This window comes from Streptomyces sp. P5F9 (assembly GCF_057961495.1).
The window spans coordinates 1-18380 of the sequence record NZ_JBXVPZ010000004.1; the positions used below are offsets into that span (position 1 = coordinate 1).

Genomic DNA, 18380 nt, shown 5'->3' on the forward strand with positions numbered 1-18380 from the left:
CGGCAGGAGGGGGTGGCTCGGCGGGCCGGCCGCCTCCCGCTCAGGAACCGCACAGCCCGACGAGCCCGCCGCCCTCCGAGAAGTACCCGCTCAGCCCACCGCTCAGCCCACCGCCCTGTCCGACACCGTGATCGCGCTCACCGGGCAGGCCCGTGCCGCCTCCCTGAGCATCGGGTCGTCGGTGTCCTCCTTGCCCGGCAGCACCGTGCTGTAGCCGTCGTCGTCCTGGGTGAAGACGCTCGGGGCGGCGAGGGCGCACTGGCCCGCCCCGATGCAGATGTCCTTGTCGATGTGGATTTCCGTGTGCATGGAACGCAGCCTCTTACCAGGTCACGGGGAGTTCCAGCATCCCCTGGATCGTGTCGCCGGGTTTGAAGGGGATCTCCTCCGCCGGCACGGCCAGGCTCAGCGTGGGCAGCCGCTCGAAGAGGCTGCGCAGGGCGATCTCCAGTTCGGCGCGGGCGAGGTTCTGGCCGAGGCACTGGTGGATGCCGAAGCCGAACGAGACGTGATGGCGGGTGGGCCGGTGCCAGTCCAGGGTGTCCGGGGCGGTGTAGACGTCCTCGTCGCGGTTGATGACCGCGGCCGAGAAGATCACACCCTCGCCGGCCCGGATCGTCGTGCCGTCCACCTCGATGTCCTCAAGAGCCTGCCGCATCAGCCCGTCCACGATGGACAGCGACCGCATCAGCTCCTCGACCGCGTCGGGCAACAGCCCTGGATCGTCCCGGAGTTCGGCGAGCCGCTCCGGGTGGAGCAGCAGCGTGTAGGTGCCCAGGGAGATCATGTTGGCGGTCGTCTCGTGGCCCGCGACGAGGAGGATGATCGCGAGGGAGATCAACTCCGTGCGGTCCAGCGCCCCTTCGCTCAGCTGGTCCCGGACGAGTTCGTCCAGCAGCCCCTCGCCCGGACTGCGCTGCTTGCGGTCGATCAACTCGCCCAGATACGCCTCCAGTTGATCGCGGGCGTCCTGGCTGTCCTCGGGCTTCGGACCGCGCAGCAGACGCCGGGACTGGGCCTCGAAGAACTCGTGGTCGGAGTACGGGACGCCGAGCAGCGCGCAGATCACCATCGAGGGAACGGGCAGCGCGAAGGCGGGCACCAGGTCGGCGGTCGGGCCCTGGGCGATCATCGCGTCGAGCCGTTCGTCGACGATCCGCTGGATGTCGGGCCGCATCGCCGCGGCGCGTTTGACGGTGAAGGAGGGGATCATCATCCGCCGCTGGGTGCGGTGCTTGGGGTCGTTCTCACCGAGCAGGGCGACCTTCCGGTTCCGGACCGCCGCGAACCGTTCGTTGATCGCGGGGAAACCGGGCCGGCTGCGGTCGGTCGACAGCCGCTGGTCGGCCAGCAGTGCGCGGGCGGCGGTGTGCCCGGTGACGAGCCATGCCGTGCGGCCGTCGTACAGCGTGATGCGGGTCAGGGGGCGGGCGCTGCGGAGGGAGTCGTAGCCGGCGGGCGGGTGGTAGGGGCAGGTGCGGTCCTGCGGGAAGGAGACGGGTTCGGGCTGGTCGGTGAGATCCGTCAGTTCCGTCAGATCCGTCATGGAAGACCTCGCAGACGAAGAGTGCGTCTTGCCGATCTTCATTAGATGCCCGAGGCACCTATAGGGCCACCTGAAGTTCGGCCAGATCGGTGGTCCCTACAATCTGGCCGAACCTGATGGCCCCGGCCCGCCCGACGACCAAGGTCGCGAGGCCGGGCGAACGTCACCCGCCCGCGACCGGAGTCCCGCCGTCCGCCGGGGCGAAGGCCAGGGACACGGCGAGGCTGTCCTCGTACACATGGTGGCGGACGATCAGTCCGTCCCTGACGGTGAGATGAAGGGCGAACCTGGCGCGATACGACCGTCCGGTGGGCCTGGCGGTCAGCCGGATCTCGCCGAGCACGCCGGGCCTTCGGCGTCCGCAGGTCCGCTACGACGGTGCGGGTGGTCGGGGTCGTGGACATCGGGCGATCTCCCTCGGCCGGTGATCGTGCGGGGTGCCGACTGTGCCGGAGAGGTCCTTGCGGTGCGATTACCTCCGAGGTCACCCGGTGGAGGGGGCGTGGCCGAAGAGAGGTGCGGTATGGATGAATCACGCACCGGCTGGTGTTGAATCTCGGTGCGAGACAGCCGTAGAACGCGAGATGGGACGATTGCCATGCCTCTTGAGGGCGAGTACGAACCCAGCCCGGCGCAGTGGGTACGCGACCAGGTCGAGCTGTACGAGAGCTCCGGCGGCACCAAGGGGACGACGTTGATGGACACGGGGCTGCCCGTGATCCTGCTGACGACCGTGGGTGCCAAGAGCGGGAAGCTCCGTAAGACCCCGCTGATGCGTGTCGAGCACGACGGCACCTACGCCGTCGTCGCCTCGCAGGGCGGCGCGCCCACGCATCCGGTGTGGTACTTCAACGTCAAGGCCGATCCGCGCGTCGAGCTTCAGGACGGACCGCGGAAGTGGGACCTGACGGCCCGCGAGGTCACCGGTGACGAGAAGGCGGTGTGGTGGGAGCGGGCGGTCGCCGCGTATCCCCCGTACGCCGAGTACCAGACGAAGACGGACCGGCAGATCCCCGTATTCGTCCTCGAACCGGCCGCCGGAAGCTGAGTACCGGGGACTGACCGGCCCGGAGAAATTTTCTTGTTTCCGGGGCGCATGAACCGGTGACCGTCGGGCATCCGACGTTCAGGCCCCGCCGCGCTCCCCCGTCGCGGCGGGGCTTTTCCGTGCCTCCCCCACCGGCCGGTCGGTGATGTCCAGGAAGATCTCGCCGGCCTCGGACACCGCCTCGCCGAGCGACCGCTTGATGCGCACCGAGACCTCCTCGACCCGCTCGCTGTCCATGCCGGGGACCAGGTCGATCCGGGCGGCGACCATCGTCGAGTCGAGTCCCATCCGCATCGTGAACAGCGCCTCCACGCTGTCGATCTCGGGCTCGGCCGCCAGCAACTCGCGGATCCTGTCGCTCAGTTCGGGGTCGACGGCCTCGCCGATGAGCTGGTCGCGCGCGTCGCGGCCGAGGCGGTAGGCGACGTAGCCGAGCAGCAATCCGATCGCGATCGACGCGGCCGCCTCCCACGCCACCTGTCCGGTGATCATGTGCAGCGCCATGCCGACGATGGCGAGGGTCACGCCGAGCACGGCCGTGCCGTCCTCCGCCACGACGGTCCGCAGCGCGGGATCGCGCAGCGCGTCCATGCGGCCGCCCTGGGCGCGTACCTGGTGCAGGGCCCGCAGCAGGGAGATCCCCTCCGCGACCAGCGCGACGGCGAGCACGATCAGGCCCGCCACATAGCCGGTGGACGACTCCTCGGCGCCGTTGCGCAGGGCCTCGATCCCCTGGAACACGGAGAAGCAGGCGCCCATCACGAAGATCCCGACGGCCGCGAGCAGCGACCAGAAGAACCGCTCCTTGCCGTAGCCGAAGGGGTGCCGGCGGTCGGCGGGGCGGCGGCTGCGGCGCAGGGCCGCGAGGAGGAAGACCTCGTTGAGGCTGTCGGCCACGGAGTGCGCGGCCTCCGAGAGCAGCGCGGGCGACCCCGCGACCAGACCCCCGACGGCCTTGGCGGCCGCGATCACCAGGTTGGCGGCGAGGGCCACGAGGACGGTGACGCGGGTCTTCCGGTCCGTCGCGCCATCGGATTCCTGGCCCGGCGCACGGTCGGATCCGGGGTCCGTCGTACGGTCGGGCGGGTGATCCTTCGTCGGGTCGGCTGGTGTGTCGCTCATCTACCCCGACTGCCCCTGAAGGTGCTGCTCACACCCTCTACCGGAGGACCGGTTTCGGTGACACCGTCGGGACGGCGACCGTGCCGACCCGCCCGTTCGTCCGCAGAAGGAGATCCGCATGGCCAAGATCAAGAAGAAGAAGCTCCCCCTCGTCTACCAGCCCGTCGGCCTCGTCCTGGGCCTGGTGAGCGGTGCCCTCGCCGGCCGTGCCTTCCGCGCCACGTGGAAGGCGATACGGCACGAGGACAACGCACCCGATCCGCTGGACCGGGAGCGCGGCTGGGCCGAGATCCTGCTCGCCGCCGCGCTCCAGGGCGCCCTCTTCGCCGTGGCGCGCAGCGCGGCGGACCGCACCGGCGCGAAGGCCATCGAACGCTCGACCGGGATCTGGCCGGCGAAGGACAAGGGCGGCTGGGAGTAAGGCAGTTGGGACCGGGCAGCCGAAAGCGAGGTCGCTCAGACCTGGTCGGTGGACGTCGGCGGTACCGGGCGGAGGGTGAAGGAGTGGCCGGCCGGGTCCGCGTACACGCGCTCCTCGTACGGGCCCGGCATGTCCTTGGTCTCCAGCGGGCGTCCGCCGAGTCCGACGATCCTGCGCTCCGCCTCGTCCAGGTCCTCCACCAGGAAGTCGAGGTGGACCTGTTGGTTGTTCTCGGCGCGGGGCCAGCTCGGCGGGGTGGCACCGAGGTCCCGGCGGAACGCCAGCCGGGTCCCGTCGGCGCCCCTGATCTCCACCTGGTCGAGGGTGATGTCCGTCTGCTCGCCGTCCAGCAACTCCGTGTAGAACACGGCGAGTTTCTCCGGCTCGGCCGCGTCGAGCACCACGAAGCTCGCATTCACCAGTGCCATGTGTTCCTCCGAAGATCGGGGCGCGCAAGGGTCGAGTCCGGTTGCCACGCACCCAACGGATATCCCCGTTCGGCCAGTTGATGCCGACGGCCGGCGTCGATCAACGAACGCGCAACAACCGCACGGCTCCCCTGGTTCGGGTGGGACGCGGGATGCGAGAGTGAGACGGGTGAAGCCCCGCATCGCCGTAGTGACCCTCGCCGTCTGCACCGCGCTCGCTCCGCTCAGCGGATGCGGGAGCGGCACCGGCGCCCATGGACCGACCCCGTCCTCAGGAGAACCGACGACGGCCGCCGCGAGCCGAACTCCCGCTCCGGGCAAGGGTTCCAAGGACCCCGACGACATCAACGGCGACGGTCACCGCGACCTCGTGGTGCCGATCGTCGTCGGCGGCGGCGAGGGCGCCACCGACGAACGGGTCGGTGTGATCTACGGATCGGCCAAGGGCCTCGACCCGTCGACGCGCACGGTCTACGGCCGCGCCGACCTGGGCCTGCCCGAACCCGGCAGGCAACTCCTCGCCCCGAAGGGCTCGTTGTCCGCGGCCGATCTCACCACCGCCGACCTGGACGGCGACGGCTTCCCGGACTTCGTCACCACCGTCCAGGGCGCGATGACGTCGGACAGCAACGTCACCGCCCCACGCACCCTCCCGTACATAGCGTGGGGCGGCCCCGGCGGACCGACGGGGAAGACCTCCGCCGCTCCGGTCCAACTCCCGCAGAGCGCGGCGAAGTTGGGCGTCCAGTCCGTGGTGCGCGGCGACTTCGACGGCGACGGGCACCATGACCTCGCCGGGTTCGCGTACAACCACTCGTCCATGGTGGTGATGTACGGCCCGTTCACGCGCTCGGGCGCACCCGCCCGTACCGACACGAGCCTCCCCTGGGCGGACGGCGATCTCACCGCCGACGCCGTCGCCCCGTCCGGCACGCCCCGCGCGACCTCGCTCCTGATGCACGCGGTCAGCGACGGCGAGCAGTCCGACAACACGCTCTACACCGCCCACCGAGGTTCCCAACTATCAGCTGCCGGAAGAGAGTTGAGGAGCGGCAACGCCCACGCGTTCGGTGACTTCGACGGCGACGGGCAGCGCGATGTGGCGGTCGGCGACGACGGCAGCCGTAACGACGAGCCCGGCTACGAGACCGAGCCGGCCGACGTCGACGGTTCGCTCGCCGTGTATCCCGGCACCGGCGGCGCACCGGTGACGTACCGGCTCCCCGAGGCGCCGCAGTCCGCGCGCACCCAGTTCGGGCCCGGTGGTTACGTGTCCGCCGACCCGGACGGCGATGGCCGTGACGGCATCCTCGTCGCCACGTACGAGGGCGCGACGCTCATCGACGGCACCCGGCGGACCGCGGTCCTCCGCGACGGGCCCGCCGCGGAGGACGGCAGGAAGATCCCGGCGAAGTGGCGGCACGCCCGGCCCGCGGGGGCCGCCGACTTCGACGGTGACGGCAAGGACGAACTGGTCCTGAACTGGGGCGCGGACGCGAAATTCGGCATCTACGGCGACGACCCCACACGCTGGTGGATCACCGACGGTACGACGACCGCGAACAAGGCGACGTTCACGACGACGGCCTTCGCCCCGCGCTCCTCGCAAGCCCCGACCACCTCGTAGGGAAGGGGCTCAGTCGGCCACCAGCCACTCCCCGTCGCGCATCAGGTCCCGCCCCTTCAGCTCGTTGGCCTCCCGCCAGGCCTGCACCCGCTGCGGCCGGATCCTGAAGTACAGGTAGGGCGTGGTCAGTCGGCGCGGGTCGAAGCCGGTCTTCGAGGCGAAGATCTCGGCGTCCTCCTCGGGCAGATCGGCCGCCGTCAGCGTCACGACGGTGCCCTCGATCAGCACGACGTCCCGGGTCGGCCCGACGGCGAGGCGGGCGACACCGGTGGAGACAAGGTTGCGGCCGGTGGGGCTCGCGGCCGGGGTGGCGAACAGCAGGGTCGTGCCGTCCCACACGAACGACAGCGGCACGAGATAGGGCACTCCCCCGTCCTCGCCGGCCGTGGCGACCCAGGCGTCCTCGTCGTCCTCCAGCCGACGGAGCGTGTCCTGCTTGCGCTGCTTCGCGGTGCGTGCGGGTTCGTGAGTCATGACCCCAGTCTGCCGCTCAGCCCTCCGCCGCCGCACGGATCTCGGCGAGGCGTGCCGCCGCCGCGCCGAGCAGCAGATCCAGGGCGGCCGGGTAGGAACTGTGCCGCATGGTGGCCACAAGATGCCGGGCCGTCGCCGCGATGTGCGGGTACGTGTCGGCGGGCAGCCGCGCGTACGTCGCCTGCCATACGGCCGCCTCCGCCGAGCGGGCCGCCTTCGGCAACGCCGTGTTCGCGGAGTCGAGGGCACCGAAGGCGAGGGCCTGGTCGACGTAGGCGTGGTAGATCCGCACCGCCTCGGCGTCGGGGAACCCGGCCCCGCGCAGCACCCCGAGGATCGCCTCCACGGCCTGGATCTCGTACACCCGCCCGGTCACCCGGTACGAGCTGAGCACCGCCGCCCGCGGATGCGCGAGCGCCCCGGCGTGCACGCGCAGCCCCAGTTCCCGCAGGTCGGCGCGCCAGTCGCCGCTGGGCCGCCAGGTGCGCAGCGTCCGGCCGATCAGCTCGTCCGCGACGGCGAGCATCAGGTCGTCGGTGTGCCGGAAGTACCGGTACAGGGAACTGGGATCGGCGCCGAGGGCACGCCCGAGCCGGCGCACGGACAGGGCATCGGCCCCATGCTCCTCGATCAGCCTCAGCGCGGTCTCGACGATCAGTTCCTCGGACAGGACGACGCCCTGCTTGGTGGGGCGCCTGCGCTGCCGGGCGGCGGCCGGGACGACACGCTCGCTCATACGGCACCTCCTCGATGGTCTCGTCCGGGTGCCCGCACCTTACGACAACACCGTTGACCTGTTAAGTGCGCGGGCAGTTTCATGTGCGTTCACCGGGGCCGTTCGGGCCCCCCGGTGCGAGCGGAGAGCACGCCATGAACGACACGCCACCCCCGTCGGGGCCCGCACTGCGCAAGTCCCTCGGTCTGCTGGACGGCGTCGCCATCGCCGCGTCCAGCACGGCCGCGACCACCAGCATCGGCATCGGTCTGGGCGTGACCGCCGGGGTGGTCGGGCTGCGTCTGCCGGCCATCATGCTGCTCGCGTTCCTGCCCATCCTGGGCATCGCGGGTGCCTACTCCCGGCTCAACAAGGTCGAGCCGAACGCGGGCAACGGCTATGTATGGGTGGGCCGTTCACTCACTCCGTGGCTGGGCTTCCTGGTCGGCTGGGTGAACATCGTCGCCACGATCGCGTTCCTCGCGTACACCACGGCGGTCACGGGCTCGGCGATGATCCAGCTGGCCGGTGAGGCAGGAATGCACGAGGTGGGCGGCCTCACCCTCGACCCGGGCTCGACGGCCCAGACAACAGCCGTAGGCATCCTGATCCTCGTCGCCGTCACCCTCACCGCGGTCACCGGCGTCCGCACCGCCGCCCGCCTCCAGACGGGACTACTGATCTTCGAGTACGTCGTCCTCCTCGGCTTCTGCGGCTACGGCATCGTCACCGGCCCGCACGCCTTCAGCCTGAGCTGGTTCGACCCGTTCGCGATCCCCTCGGCGTCGGCGCTCGCGCAGGGCCTGCTGCTGTCGGTGTTCTGCTACTGGGGCTTCGAGGCCGCGTTCACCGTGAACGAGGAGGTACGCGACCCCCGCGACGCGTCCCGGGCCGGGCTCATCACCCTGGTGACGATGCTGGGCCTGTTCCTGCTCGGCTCGATCGCCTTCCAACGGGTGCTGTCCGAGGACGAGTTGGCGGGCCACGGCGCCCAGGGCCTGGCGTACTTCGGCGACCGCCTGGCTTCCCAGCCCCTGGCCGCACTCCCCCTGGTCGCCCTGATGTTCTCGGCGGTCGCATCCCTCCAGGCCGGCGTGATCCCCACCGCCCGAGGCATGTTCGCGATGAGCCGCGACCGCACCCTCGGCCCGGTCTGGGGAAAGGTCAGCGCCCGCTACGGCACTCCGGCCCTCGGCACCTTGCTGATCGGCGCGCTGGCAACGGCAGTCGCGGCACTGTCACTCGTGATACCCCGCCTGGCCGACATGATCATGGCCACGGTGAACGCCGTGGGGATCGTCGTCGCGCTCTCCTACGCGCTCACCGCCCTGGCCGCCGCCGTACGCTTCCGTTCGCTCCTCCGGGAGGACTGGCGGCAGGGCGTGCGCGCGGTCGTACTGCCCACGCTGAGCGCCATCTCCCTTCTGGCGCTGGGCGGTTACCTCGGCTGGTCCTTCTACACGTCCACCGATCACCTCGAAGTCAGCGCGGACAACGGCTGGTTCCTGCTGCTGACTCCGCTGGCGATGATCGCGTCGGGCTTCCTGGCCGCCGCGTGGGCGAAGTGGGTGCGCAGATCGCCGTACTTCCACTCGGGCCGAGGCACCGACGCCGACGCGCCGCAGCTTCTCGCCACCTCTCGATAACCCCGCAAGGATACGAACCATGCACGCAGACCTCCTCTTCACCAACGGGCCGGTCCTCACCCCGGCCGGCCGCACCGCGACCGCCGTGGCCGTCACCGGCGACCGGATCACCGCCGTAGGACATGGCGAGGTGCACGAGCTCGCCGGGCCGCGCACTCAAGTCGTCGATCTGGCGGGGCGGTTGCTGTCGCCCGGGTTCCAGGACGCGCATGTGCATCCGGTGCCGGCGGGGCTTGAGCTGACCCAGTGCGATCTGACGCGGGCCAGGACGGCGGAGGACACGATCGCCGCCGTGCGGGCCTACGCGGACGCGCACCCCGAGCGGGAGTGGATCACCGGGGGCGGGTGGTCGATGGAGGCGTTCGAGGGCGGTACGCCGACGAAGGAGCTGCTGGACTCGGTCGTGCCGGACCGGCCGGTGTATCTGCCCAACCGGGACCATCACGGCGCCTGGGTCAACAGCCGGGCCCTCCAACTCGCGGGCATCACACGGGACATGCCCGACCCGGTGGACGGACGGATCGAGCGGAACGCGTCGGGCGAACCGGCCGGGACGCTCCAGGAGGGCGCGATGCAGCTGGTCGGCCGCCTCACACCACCGGCCGCACAGGCCGACCGGCTCGCCGCGCTCCTGCACGCCCAGCGGCATCTGCACGCGCTCGGCATCACGGCCTGGCAGGACGCGCTGGTCGGCGAGTTCCTGGGGATGGACGACCCGTCGGACGCGTATCTCGCCGCCGCCCGGGACGGCTCGCTCACCGCGCGGGTCGTGGGCGCACTGTGGTGGGACCGGGAGCGCGGGGCCGAGCAGATCCCCGAACTGGTCGAGCGCCGGGCCGAGTTGAGCCACGGCCGATTCCGCGCGAGCAGCGTGAAGCTGATGCTGGACGGGGTCGCCGAGACCGGCACGGCCGCCCTGCTCGACCCGTACCTCGACACGTGCGGCTGCGCGACGGCCAATCGGGGCACCAGCTTCATCGACCCGGAGCAACTGCCCAAGTACGTCACCGAGTTGGACGCGCTCGGCTTCCAGTGCCACTTCCACGCGCTGGGTGACAGGGCCGTAAGGGACGCGCTGGACGCCGTAGAGGCGGCGCGGGCCGCGAACGGGCCGAGTGACACCCGACCACACCTCGCGCATCTTCAGGTGGTGCACCCGGACGACGTGGCGCGCTTCGCTCACCTCGGCGCGGTGGCGAACATCCAGCCGCTGTGGGCCGCACACGAACCACAGATGGACGAGCTGACGATTCCCTTCCTCGGGCCCGAACGGGCCTTGTGGCAGTACCCGTTCGGGGCGCTGCTGCGCGCCGGGGCCACCCTCGCCGCGGGCAGCGACTGGCCGGTGAGCAGCCCCGATCCGTTGCAGGGCATCCATGTCGCCGTCAACCGCGTCGAACCCGGGGGCGCGGGACCGGTGTTCCTGCCGGGCGAGCGCCTCGACCTCGCGGCGGCGATCACGGCGTACACGGCGGGTTCGGCGTACGCGAACCACTTGGACGACACAGGCCGAATCGCGGCAGGGGCGTTGGCGGATCTGGTGGTCCTGGACCGCGACCCGTTCGCCGCTCCGCCGGAGGAGATCGCGGAGACGCGGGTAGCGCTTACTTATGTGGGAGGAACGGGAGTGTACGCAGCTCAGGAGGCGTGAGCAGTAACAGGGATCACGATCGGGGCGCGGTGTAGATCATCTAGGCTCTGGGCAGCCTCGTAACCGCTTGTGGGACCAACTTGCGTACCACGAAGCGCAGTTCGAGGGCGCGGGCGGTCGAACGGACCGCCCGCTCGCAGTGGGGGGACTCAGTGTTCCGTCTCCCGAAAGGAAGCGCATGCCTCAGGACGTCACCTTCGACCTCCCCTTCGACACCCCCGTCAGCGACCATCTGGAATACGCCCGGGCCCGCCATCTGCGCTGGATCTGGGACATGGGCCTGGTGCGCAGCCAGGCCGGGTTCGAGGAGTACCGGTCGTGGGATCTCCCGCAGGCCGCGGCCCGCACCTATCCGCACGCGTCGGCCGCGGACATGGTCGTCCTGATGAACTGGTTCTCACTGGCGTTCCTCTTCGACGACCAGTTCGACGCGAGCCGGCCCGACCGGGCCGACCGAATACTGGAAGTGGCACGGGAGTTGATCGTCACGCCGCTGCGTCCGGCGGGCAGCAGGCCCCGGGTGGTCTGCCCGATCACCGTGGCCTGGGCGCAGGTCTGGGACCACCTTTCGGATGGCATGTCCCTGACCTGGCGGACCCGGTTCGCCGCGTCCTGGGGCCGGTTCCTGGTGGCGCACTGCGAGGAGGTCGACCTGGCGGCCCGGGGCATCGCGGGCACCCTGGACCTCGACGAGTACACGGAGTTCCGGCGCCGTACGGTCGGCATCCACCACAGCATCGACGCCGGCGAACGCAGCCGGGGCTTCGAGGTCCCGGCCCAGGTGCAGGCCCACCCGCTGATGGAACGCATGCGTGACCTCGCCGCCGACACCATCGGCTTCATGAACGACATCCACTCCTTCGAACGCGAACGCCGCCGGGGCGACGGCCACAACCTGATAGCCGTCCTCCACCGGGACCGCGGCCTGCCCTGGGAAGCTGCAGCCGAAGAGGCCTACCGCATGACGAACGCCCGCCTCACCGAGTACCTCGAACTGGAGGCCCAAGTCCCGCAGATGTGCGACGAGTTGGCCCTTGACGAGGACGAACGCCAACGGGTCCGCCAGGGCGTGGAAGCCATCCAGCACTGGATCAACGGAAACTACGAGTGGGCGCTGGTCTCGGGCAGGTACACGGCAGGGAAAGAGGGCCCAGCGGCAACGGCGGAACTGGCGGGCAAGGGTTCAGTGGACGACTTGTTGGCCGTCTGATCCGAGGGGAGCGCTGCCTGGCCAAGGGCTTGGGCAGCGCGCCTGTCTTTTAGGGGCGCGGGGAACTGCGCGACCAGCCCCCACCTGCCCGCAGACAAAGAACAACCGACTCACACGGCGAACTCAACCGGCAGGCAGTCCAATCGAGACTCCCACGTAGACGCCGTAGAAGTCAGCTCCTCCGCAGCCACCCCCAACCGCAACCCCGGCAGCCGATGCAGCAGCACATCAACCCCCACCTCAAGAATCGCCTGCCCAATGCTCTGCCCCGGACACTCGTGCGGCCCCGAACTGAACGCCAGATGCGACTGGTTCCCCTGCACGGAAACCCCCGCATCAGGCCGAACCTCAGGATCGACATTGCCCGCGGTCAGCCCAAGGACGAGCAGGTCACCCTCCTCGATCCGATGCCCCCCGAGCTCAAGATCCGCCGTAGCGAACCGCCCCGGCAGAACGGCCAACGGCGGTGTGTCCCACATGACTTCCTCGACAACGGCCGAGACAGTCAACTGCCCACTGACCAGCCCGGACAGCCGAGACGCATCCGTGAGAATCCGCTGCAACACCCGAGCCAACAAGTTGCTGGTAGTGGTGTGCGCGGCGATCAGCACAAGCCGCAGATGCATGACGACCTCTTCCGCGTCGAGCCCGGCCGGATGCTCGATCAACGCGGTGGTGAAGTCGGAACCAGGCTCGGCCCGCTTACGCTCGGCGAGTTCAGCGAGAATCTCGATGATGCGGTCGTTGTGCAGCAGGGCGTCTTCCCCACCCTTGAGAACCTGCGCACTGGACTCGACCAGCCGATTCCCGTCCCCGGCAGGAAGCCCCAAGATCCGGGTCAGCACAAGCATCGGCAGATACTCGGCATAGTCCGCCACCAGATCAGCCCGCCCGGCGTCCGCGAAGGCGTCAATCTGCTTGTTGGCGAAGTAAGTCGCGTGCCGCCGAACCCCCCGCCCGGCCGCCGCCAACAGCCCGTCGGTCACCGCACCCCGCAGCCGACGGTGCGGTTCGCCGTCCTGCGAGACACAGTCCGGCCGCCACCCCACCATCGGCATGATCGGCGAGGTCTCCGCGACCCGCCCCTCCCGCCAGTCCCGCCAGATCCGCGCGTCCCGGGAGAACTGCCGGGGACTGTCCAGCACCCGCCGGTTGTCGCGGTACCCGAGCACCAGCCAGGCCGGCACGTCCCCTTCGAGCAACACCGGTGCCACGGACCCGTGTTGCTCGCGCAGCCGCTCGTAGATGCCGCGCGGATCGGTCGCCGCGTCCGGCCCGTACAGCCGGGTGAGGTCGTCACCCGGGCCATGGGCGACAGGGCAACCCCTGGGAGCTTCGGGGCCGTTTAAGGTCTGGTCGGTCATCGGGGCTCCAGTGCGACGACGGCCGAGCGTTCCTTCAAGTGCCGTATCAGGGCGACCAGTACGTCACGGCTGGAGGAGCGGTCGCGGGCGTCGCAGGCCACGACGGGGATGTCCGGGGAGATGTCGAGGGCGTCCCGGATCTCGTCGACCGGGTGCTCCGGGGAGTCGGGGAAGACGTTCAGCGCGATGACGAACGGAACGTCCTGCCGTTCCATCTCCTCGATCGCCCGGAAACTGGAGGCGAGGCGGCGCGTGTCGACGAGGACCACCGCGCCGAGCGCGCCCTTGAACAGGCCGTTCCACAGGAACCAGAACCGCTCCTGGCCCGGGGTCCCGAACAGGTAGAGGACCAGTTCGTCGTTGATGCCGATCTTGCCGAAGTCGAGGCTGACGGTGGTCTCCGTCTTGTCGGTCACCCCGATGAGGTGGTCGACGCCGGCGCTCGCCTGGGTGAGGGTCTCCTCGGTGGTGAGCGGCTTGATGTCACTGACCGAGCGGACCATCGTGGTCTTCCCGGTGCCGAATCCGCCGGCGATCATCACCTTCACCGAGCGGGTGACACCTTTTTCGACGCTTGCGTCCAGGGCGCCGAAGCCGGGGTCGCCGGGATGGTCAAAGCCTTTGAAGTCCACTGAGTACCTCCTCAAGGAGCGCGAGGTCGGGCCCGCGCCCGGCGTCGTGCGCCGGGATGGGGTCACGGGCTTCGACGCGGTCTGCCTCCAGCAGATCCGCCAGCAGCACCGCGAGAATGTTGAAGGGCAGTCCGAGGTGGGCGCCGAGTTCGGCCACCGACAGTGGCTCGCGGCAGCGCCGGAGGATCTCTTCGTGCTCGTGCTGCATGCCCGGTACGGGCACGGTGCGGGAGACGATGAGGGTCGCCACGTCGAGGCTCGACGCCGAACCGTCCGGTCCGCTGCGCCCTCCGGTGAGGACGTAGTAACGCTCCAGACCGGAGGGGTCGATCGGCCGGCGGGGAGCACTCATCCAGAGTGCTCCTCCAGGCGCGCGGTGGTGCCGAGGAGTTCACCCATCCTGCGGGCCAGGTCCCGCATCTGGTGTCCGAGCAGGCCCTGGTCGAGGCCCTCCCGGGCCAGCACGCCGAGATACGTCTCCACACCGGCGCGGACCACGAAGAGGTGGCCGCCGTCGACCTCGATCATCGCCAGCCGCAACTGCCCCGCGTACTTGGGGAATTGCTCGGCGACCGGCTGGGCCAGCGCCTGCAGGCCGGCCACCACGGCCGCGAAGCGGTCCACGTCGTCGGGGTCCTCCGCGCCGAAGGAGGTGATCGCCTTGCCGTCGCTGGAGGCCACGAGGGCGAAGCGGATCTCCGGGATGCTCTCCACCAGATCGCGGAGCGCCCAGCTCACGTCGGTTCCCTGTTGCGTCATGTGGACTTGTCGCTCTCTTCAGTGCTGTGCTCGGTGAACTCGCGGCCCGCGGACGCCGGTTCCTCCCCCGGGGTCTCCCGTCCGGCCGTGGCGAAGGCCGCCAGACCGGTGAAGGAGGCGTCGGGCGGTACGGCGGAGACGGCCATCTCCCCGGTCCGCCCGGCCGGTTGGGGCCGAGCCGTCTCGCCACGCTTGCTACGGCGCCTGGGCAGCCCGCCGGGTGTGGTGTCCTCCGCCTCGGCGGTCTCCGCCGGGGTCTCGGCGACAGCGGTGCCGCGGCTCGCCGCCGCGGTCGCGGCCGTCGCGGCGGCCTGGAACGAGGGGGTGCCGGTGACGGCGGCCGCGGGCAGCCGGCTGAAGTACTTGTGCGGGACCACGACGACCACCGAGGTGCCGAGCCAGGGCGAGTCCGCGAAGGTGACGCGGATGCCGTAGCGGCGGGCGAGGGCGCCGACGACGCGCAGGCCGATACTGGCGTCCTCGGAGACACCGCCGAGTCCGGGGCCCGCGCCGGTGCCGGCGAGGGCGTGTTCGGCCTCGCGCTTGGACTCCTCGCTCAGGCCCTTGCCGGAGTCCTGGATCTCGATGCCGACACCGTTCGGCACCTCCTTGCCGGAGACGATCACCGGCTCGGTGGGCGGCGAGTAGCGGGCCGCGTTGTCCAGGAGGTGGGCGAAGATCAGCGTGAGGTGGTCCACCAGACCGCCGTCGACGCCGAGTTCGGGCAGCTGGCGTACGTCGACGCGCTGGAAGTCCTTGATCCGGCCGATGCCGCCGCGGACCACGCTGAGCAGGCGCTGGGGTTCCTGCCACTGCCGGCCGGGCCGGTCGGAGCCGCCGAGCACACCGACGCTCGCGGCGAGACAGTCCGCGGGGCCGATCTCCTGGTCCAGCTCCATCAGACCGCGGGCGACGGCGGGCAACCGCCCGTGCTCGCCCTGCAGTTCGTGCAGTCGTCCGCGGAGCTTGCTGGTCAGTACGTGGATGCGGTTGCCGATGCTGATGACGGCCTGCTCGGCGGCGGTGGAGCGGTTGAACTCCTCCTCGACGCCGATGAGCGAGATCCGCAGCACCTTGCGCAGTTCGGCCTGGAGCTCGGCGCTGACCTTCGCGCACTGGCTCGCGGCCGGCAGCAGGTCGTCGATGGCGTCACCCGCGCGCAACTGCTTGAGCGCCTCGGGGAGTTGCTCGTCGGCGAGGCGGGCCACGGCGGCGAGCTGGTGGGCCAGCTGTTCCTGCCAGACCTCGGCCTTGTCGGCGAGCTGCGCCTCGTAGGACGTGGCCTGCTGGGTCAGCCGCTCCTCGAACGCCCGCGCCTGCTCGGCGAGTTGGACCTCGTAGGCGCCGGAGCTGTCGGCGAGCCGGGTCTCGTAGGCACCGGCGTGCTCGGTCAGCTGCGCCTCCAGCGTGGCGCGCTCCGCGCTGAACTTCCGCTCCAGGCCCGCCACATGCTGCTGCCACTGCTGGGAGTGCTCGGCCTGCGCAGCGCGGAAACCGCTTTCGGAACGGCGCAGTCGAGCCTGGGTACGGACGAGCAGTCGCACGCACACGGCACTGGCCACCGTGGCCGCCGCTCCGGCCGCGGTCGCGGCTATTCGCTCCGAGCTCATGAACGTGGCGGCGACGGTGCCGCCTCCTAAGGCCAGCGGCATCAGCCACCAGCTGTACCAGGCGACAGGGGCCCGCGCCGCCGGTGGCGGAGTGGCGAGTTCCATCTGCATCCTTCGAAGCGACACGAACGTACAAGGGGGGTGTGCGAGGACAGACCGCACTCAGGAGGACGCACCACGAGCCGACCGGTCACGATCACGTCAACTCGCTGCGCCGCAGGGGAGCTTATCGGGTTTGAACGGTAAAAGATCAACCTCAAGGCGATGCGGAAGTGAGGGTTCCGTCACTCTCCGAGAAGTCTGAACATGGACATGTGTCCAGCTACAGTAGACACCTGTCCAAGTTGACGAGGAGTCGATCGATCATGGAAACGCTCGCGAACGTGCTGGTCGGACTGGTGGCCGCGCTGCACCTGTACATCCTGGTGCTGGAAATGTTCCTGTGGGAGAAGAAGCCGGGGCGCGGTCTGCACGGCTTCGACCCCGAGATGGCGAGAGCCACCGCACCGCTGGCGGCCAACCAGGGGCTGTACAACGGCTTCCTCGCCGCGGGTCTGATCTGGGGCCTGATCGCCGCCGACCCGACCGGCTTCCGCGCCCAGGTCTTCTTCCTGAGCTGCGTCGTGATCGCGGGCGTCTACGGCACCGTGACGGCGAACCGGCGCATCCTGTTCGCCCAGGCGCTGCCCGGCGCGGTGGCCCTGGCCGCCGTCCTGATCGCCCGGTGAGCCGCGCCGAGCCCGAGGACCGGCGGGCCGCCCGCACCCGGGCACGGCTGCGCCAGGCCCTCCTCGACGAGTGCGCCGAACACCCCCTGGAGGAGGTCGGCGTGGCCGCCCTCGCACGCCGGGCCGGGGTCGGCCGGGCCACCTTCTACGTCCACTACGACGGCCTGGAAGCGCTTGCCGTCGACGCCTGCGCGGACGTCGTACGGGAGGCCGTGGAGGCACTGCACGCGTGGCGCGGCCGGCCCGACCCGGTGCACGCGCCGCCCGCGCTGCCGGAGTTCTTCGCCGGCCTGCTCCCCCACGCGGCCCTGTACCGCGCCCTGTTGAGCCCGGGCGGCGGCGGCCCGCTCGGCCGGGTCCTGCACCGGGACCTGCGCGCCTACAGCCTCCGCGAGCGTGAACTCGCGGGCGCGGCGGACGCCCCGCTGGTCGCCTCGGCCGTCGCCGGGACCTTCGGCGGGGTCCTCGCCGACTGGCTGCACGGGCTGTTGGAGGGCACGGCGGAGGAAATCGCCGACCAGGTATGGCAGTTGCTGGTCGCCCTGCACATGAGCCGGTGACGACGGCTCACTGACAGGCCTGGCCGTCCTTGACCGACGGCCATGCCTCCACGCCGTCGGCGGTGCGGACGTACGCCTTCGACGCGTCGGCCGTGAGCCACAACTGCCAGTCCTGGTACCGGTATCCGGTGTCACGGGCGCTCGCGGGCATCCGGACGTCACCGTCGTAGGGCGCGGTGAGCATCCCGGACGGGAGCACCTTGTCCGGGTCGCGGGCGTACAGCCTGCTCTTCTCGCCTGCGCCGGTCTGCAGGAAGTGCGCCTTCTGCCAGTCGCAGTGCGCGGCGCCGCCCGAACTGCTCACCACCGTGGTCGGCACCCGCTTCCCGTCCCTGTCGGCCCAGATCTCGTAGCCGTGCGCCTTGGCGAAGCTCGCCGGGAGTTCGGCCGGGTCGCAGGAGGCGCTGGTCTCCGGGCCCCAACCCGGCCTGTTCTTACGGTCCTTGGCGACGACGACTGCGACTTTCGTACGACCGCCGACGTCGTACGAGAACAGGACGCGGCCGTCCGCCTCGCGCTCGACGCGGTAGCCCGTGCGCGGCACGTCCGGCTGCTCCATGTCGAAGTAGGCCCGCAGGCCGCCCTCGGGGGTCTTGCCGCCGTCGCCCTTGCTCCATGTCCCGGCGCCGCCGCCCTCGTACATCGCGCCGTCGCACTCCAGCGCCCGGCCCGCGGCACCCGACTTGTCGGAGCCGGTGGCCGGTACGTACAGGGGCCCGGCGTAGGGCGTGGCCGGCGGTGTGCCCGCGACCACGACGTCTTTCCCGTCCTCCGTGCCGCATCCCACCGCCGTCACGGCCACCAGTACGGCGACCCCCGCAAGCCCTCTGCGCATGCCC

The 18380-nt window shown here is 70.5% G+C and carries 20 protein-coding genes and 1 pseudogene; 8 read left to right on the forward strand and 13 right to left on the reverse strand.

All coding sequences use genetic code 11. The features are described 5' to 3' along the window. Positions 1–102 precede the first annotated feature (102 nt). The 3 genes and pseudogenes from AC31A1_RS01350 to AC31A1_RS01360 all read right to left on the reverse strand — a co-directional run. On the reverse strand, positions 103–309 hold the full coding sequence (locus AC31A1_RS01350) for a ferredoxin (RefSeq protein WP_266865761.1): 207 nt from the start codon (positions 307–309) through the stop codon (positions 103–105). Positions 310–322: 13 nt separating this feature from the next. After that, positions 323–1546, reverse strand: coding sequence for a cytochrome P450 (locus AC31A1_RS01355; RefSeq protein WP_489651385.1), 1224 nt, complete (start codon positions 1544–1546; stop codon positions 323–325). 163 nt (positions 1547–1709) lie between these two features. Beyond that, positions 1710–1889: pseudogene (locus AC31A1_RS01360) on the reverse strand (nuclear transport factor 2 family protein); the annotation flags it as partial. 255 nt (positions 1890–2144) lie between these two features. Here AC31A1_RS01360 and AC31A1_RS01365 point away from each other — a divergent pair. Continuing rightward, positions 2145–2594, forward strand: coding sequence for a nitroreductase family deazaflavin-dependent oxidoreductase (locus tag AC31A1_RS01365; protein WP_489651386.1), 450 nt, complete (start codon positions 2145–2147; stop codon positions 2592–2594). Positions 2595–2672: 78 nt separating this feature from the next. Here the strand turns inward: AC31A1_RS01365 and AC31A1_RS01370 are convergent, their stop codons facing one another. Then, a complete protein-coding gene (locus AC31A1_RS01370; RefSeq protein ID WP_489651387.1) occupies positions 2673–3716 on the reverse strand; it encodes a cation diffusion facilitator family transporter in 1044 nt (347 codons plus the stop codon). 118 nt (positions 3717–3834) lie between these two features. Between AC31A1_RS01370 and AC31A1_RS01375 the strand changes: the two genes are divergently transcribed. Continuing rightward, positions 3835–4137, forward strand: coding sequence for a DUF4235 domain-containing protein (locus AC31A1_RS01375; protein ID WP_489651388.1), 303 nt, complete (start codon positions 3835–3837; stop codon positions 4135–4137). A 35-nt stretch (positions 4138–4172) separates the two neighbouring features. Here the strand turns inward: AC31A1_RS01375 and AC31A1_RS01380 are convergent, their stop codons facing one another. Continuing rightward, positions 4173–4565, reverse strand: coding sequence for a VOC family protein (locus AC31A1_RS01380; RefSeq protein WP_489651389.1), 393 nt, complete (start codon positions 4563–4565; stop codon positions 4173–4175). 169 nt (positions 4566–4734) lie between these two features. Between AC31A1_RS01380 and AC31A1_RS01385 the strand changes: the two genes are divergently transcribed. Continuing rightward, complete coding sequence (locus AC31A1_RS01385; RefSeq protein WP_489651390.1) at positions 4735–6192, forward strand: FG-GAP repeat domain-containing protein; 1458 nt, start codon at positions 4735–4737, stop codon at positions 6190–6192. 9 nt (positions 6193–6201) lie between these two features. Here the strand turns inward: AC31A1_RS01385 and AC31A1_RS01390 are convergent, their stop codons facing one another. After that, on the reverse strand, positions 6202–6666 hold the full coding sequence (locus AC31A1_RS01390; protein WP_489651391.1) for a pyridoxamine 5'-phosphate oxidase family protein: 465 nt from the start codon (positions 6664–6666) through the stop codon (positions 6202–6204). 16 nt (positions 6667–6682) lie between these two features. Beyond that, entirely contained in the window at positions 6683–7402 is a 720-nt protein-coding gene (locus AC31A1_RS01395; RefSeq protein ID WP_489651392.1) for a TetR/AcrR family transcriptional regulator, read from the reverse strand. A gap of 134 nt (positions 7403–7536) precedes the next feature. On the opposite strand from AC31A1_RS01395, the gene AC31A1_RS01400 reads away from it, so the two are divergent. From AC31A1_RS01400 to AC31A1_RS01410, 3 genes are all read left to right on the forward strand, one after another. Further along, a complete protein-coding gene (locus AC31A1_RS01400) occupies positions 7537–9027 on the forward strand; it encodes an APC family permease (protein WP_489651393.1) in 1491 nt (496 codons plus the stop codon). A gap of 19 nt (positions 9028–9046) precedes the next feature. Then, positions 9047–10678, forward strand: coding sequence for an amidohydrolase (locus AC31A1_RS01405; RefSeq protein ID WP_489651394.1), 1632 nt, complete (start codon positions 9047–9049; stop codon positions 10676–10678). Positions 10679–10856: 178 nt separating this feature from the next. After that, positions 10857–11888, forward strand: a complete 1032-nt coding sequence (locus AC31A1_RS01410; protein ID WP_489651395.1) for a 7-epi-alpha-eudesmol synthase — start codon at positions 10857–10859, stop codon at positions 11886–11888. A 110-nt stretch (positions 11889–11998) separates the two neighbouring features. On the opposite strand, the gene AC31A1_RS01415 is transcribed toward AC31A1_RS01410, so the two are convergent. Genes AC31A1_RS01415 through AC31A1_RS01435 form a run of 5 tightly spaced genes read right to left on the reverse strand, consistent with a single transcriptional unit; the run spans position 11999 to position 16358 of the window. Continuing rightward, positions 11999–13252, reverse strand: coding sequence for a cytochrome P450 (locus tag AC31A1_RS01415; RefSeq protein WP_489651396.1), 1254 nt, complete (start codon positions 13250–13252; stop codon positions 11999–12001). Continuing rightward, a complete protein-coding gene (locus AC31A1_RS01420; RefSeq protein ID WP_489651397.1) occupies positions 13249–13884 on the reverse strand; it encodes a GTP-binding protein in 636 nt (211 codons plus the stop codon). The genes AC31A1_RS01415 and AC31A1_RS01420 overlap by 4 nt, the downstream gene beginning before the upstream one ends. Beyond that, positions 13865–14236, reverse strand: a complete 372-nt coding sequence (locus tag AC31A1_RS01425) for a DUF742 domain-containing protein (protein ID WP_489651398.1) — start codon at positions 14234–14236, stop codon at positions 13865–13867. Before AC31A1_RS01425 ends, AC31A1_RS01420 begins: the two co-directional genes overlap by 20 nt. Then, entirely contained in the window at positions 14233–14643 is a 411-nt protein-coding gene (locus AC31A1_RS01430) for a roadblock/LC7 domain-containing protein (protein ID WP_019057749.1), read from the reverse strand. Before AC31A1_RS01430 ends, AC31A1_RS01425 begins: the two co-directional genes overlap by 4 nt. After that, the gene (locus tag AC31A1_RS01435; RefSeq protein ID WP_489651399.1) at positions 14640–16358 is read right to left on the reverse strand and encodes an ATP-binding protein; all 1719 of its coding nucleotides are present in this window, start codon (positions 16356–16358) and stop codon (positions 14640–14642) included. The genes AC31A1_RS01430 and AC31A1_RS01435 overlap by 4 nt, the downstream gene beginning before the upstream one ends. A gap of 260 nt (positions 16359–16618) precedes the next feature. Here AC31A1_RS01435 and AC31A1_RS01440 point away from each other — a divergent pair, with 260 nt between their 5' ends. Continuing rightward, a complete protein-coding gene (locus tag AC31A1_RS01440) occupies positions 16619–16981 on the forward strand; it encodes a DUF1304 domain-containing protein (protein ID WP_266865717.1) in 363 nt (120 codons plus the stop codon). Then, positions 16978–17541 (forward strand): TetR/AcrR family transcriptional regulator, encoded by a 564-nt coding sequence (locus tag AC31A1_RS01445; RefSeq protein ID WP_317771495.1) that lies wholly within the window; start codon positions 16978–16980, stop codon positions 17539–17541. Before AC31A1_RS01440 ends, AC31A1_RS01445 begins: the two co-directional genes overlap by 4 nt. A gap of 7 nt (positions 17542–17548) precedes the next feature. Here AC31A1_RS01445 and AC31A1_RS01450 read toward each other — a convergent pair whose 3' ends face one another. Further along, entirely contained in the window at positions 17549–18376 is an 828-nt protein-coding gene (locus AC31A1_RS01450; RefSeq protein ID WP_489651400.1) for a hypothetical protein, read from the reverse strand. Positions 18377–18380: the final 4 nt, after the last annotated feature.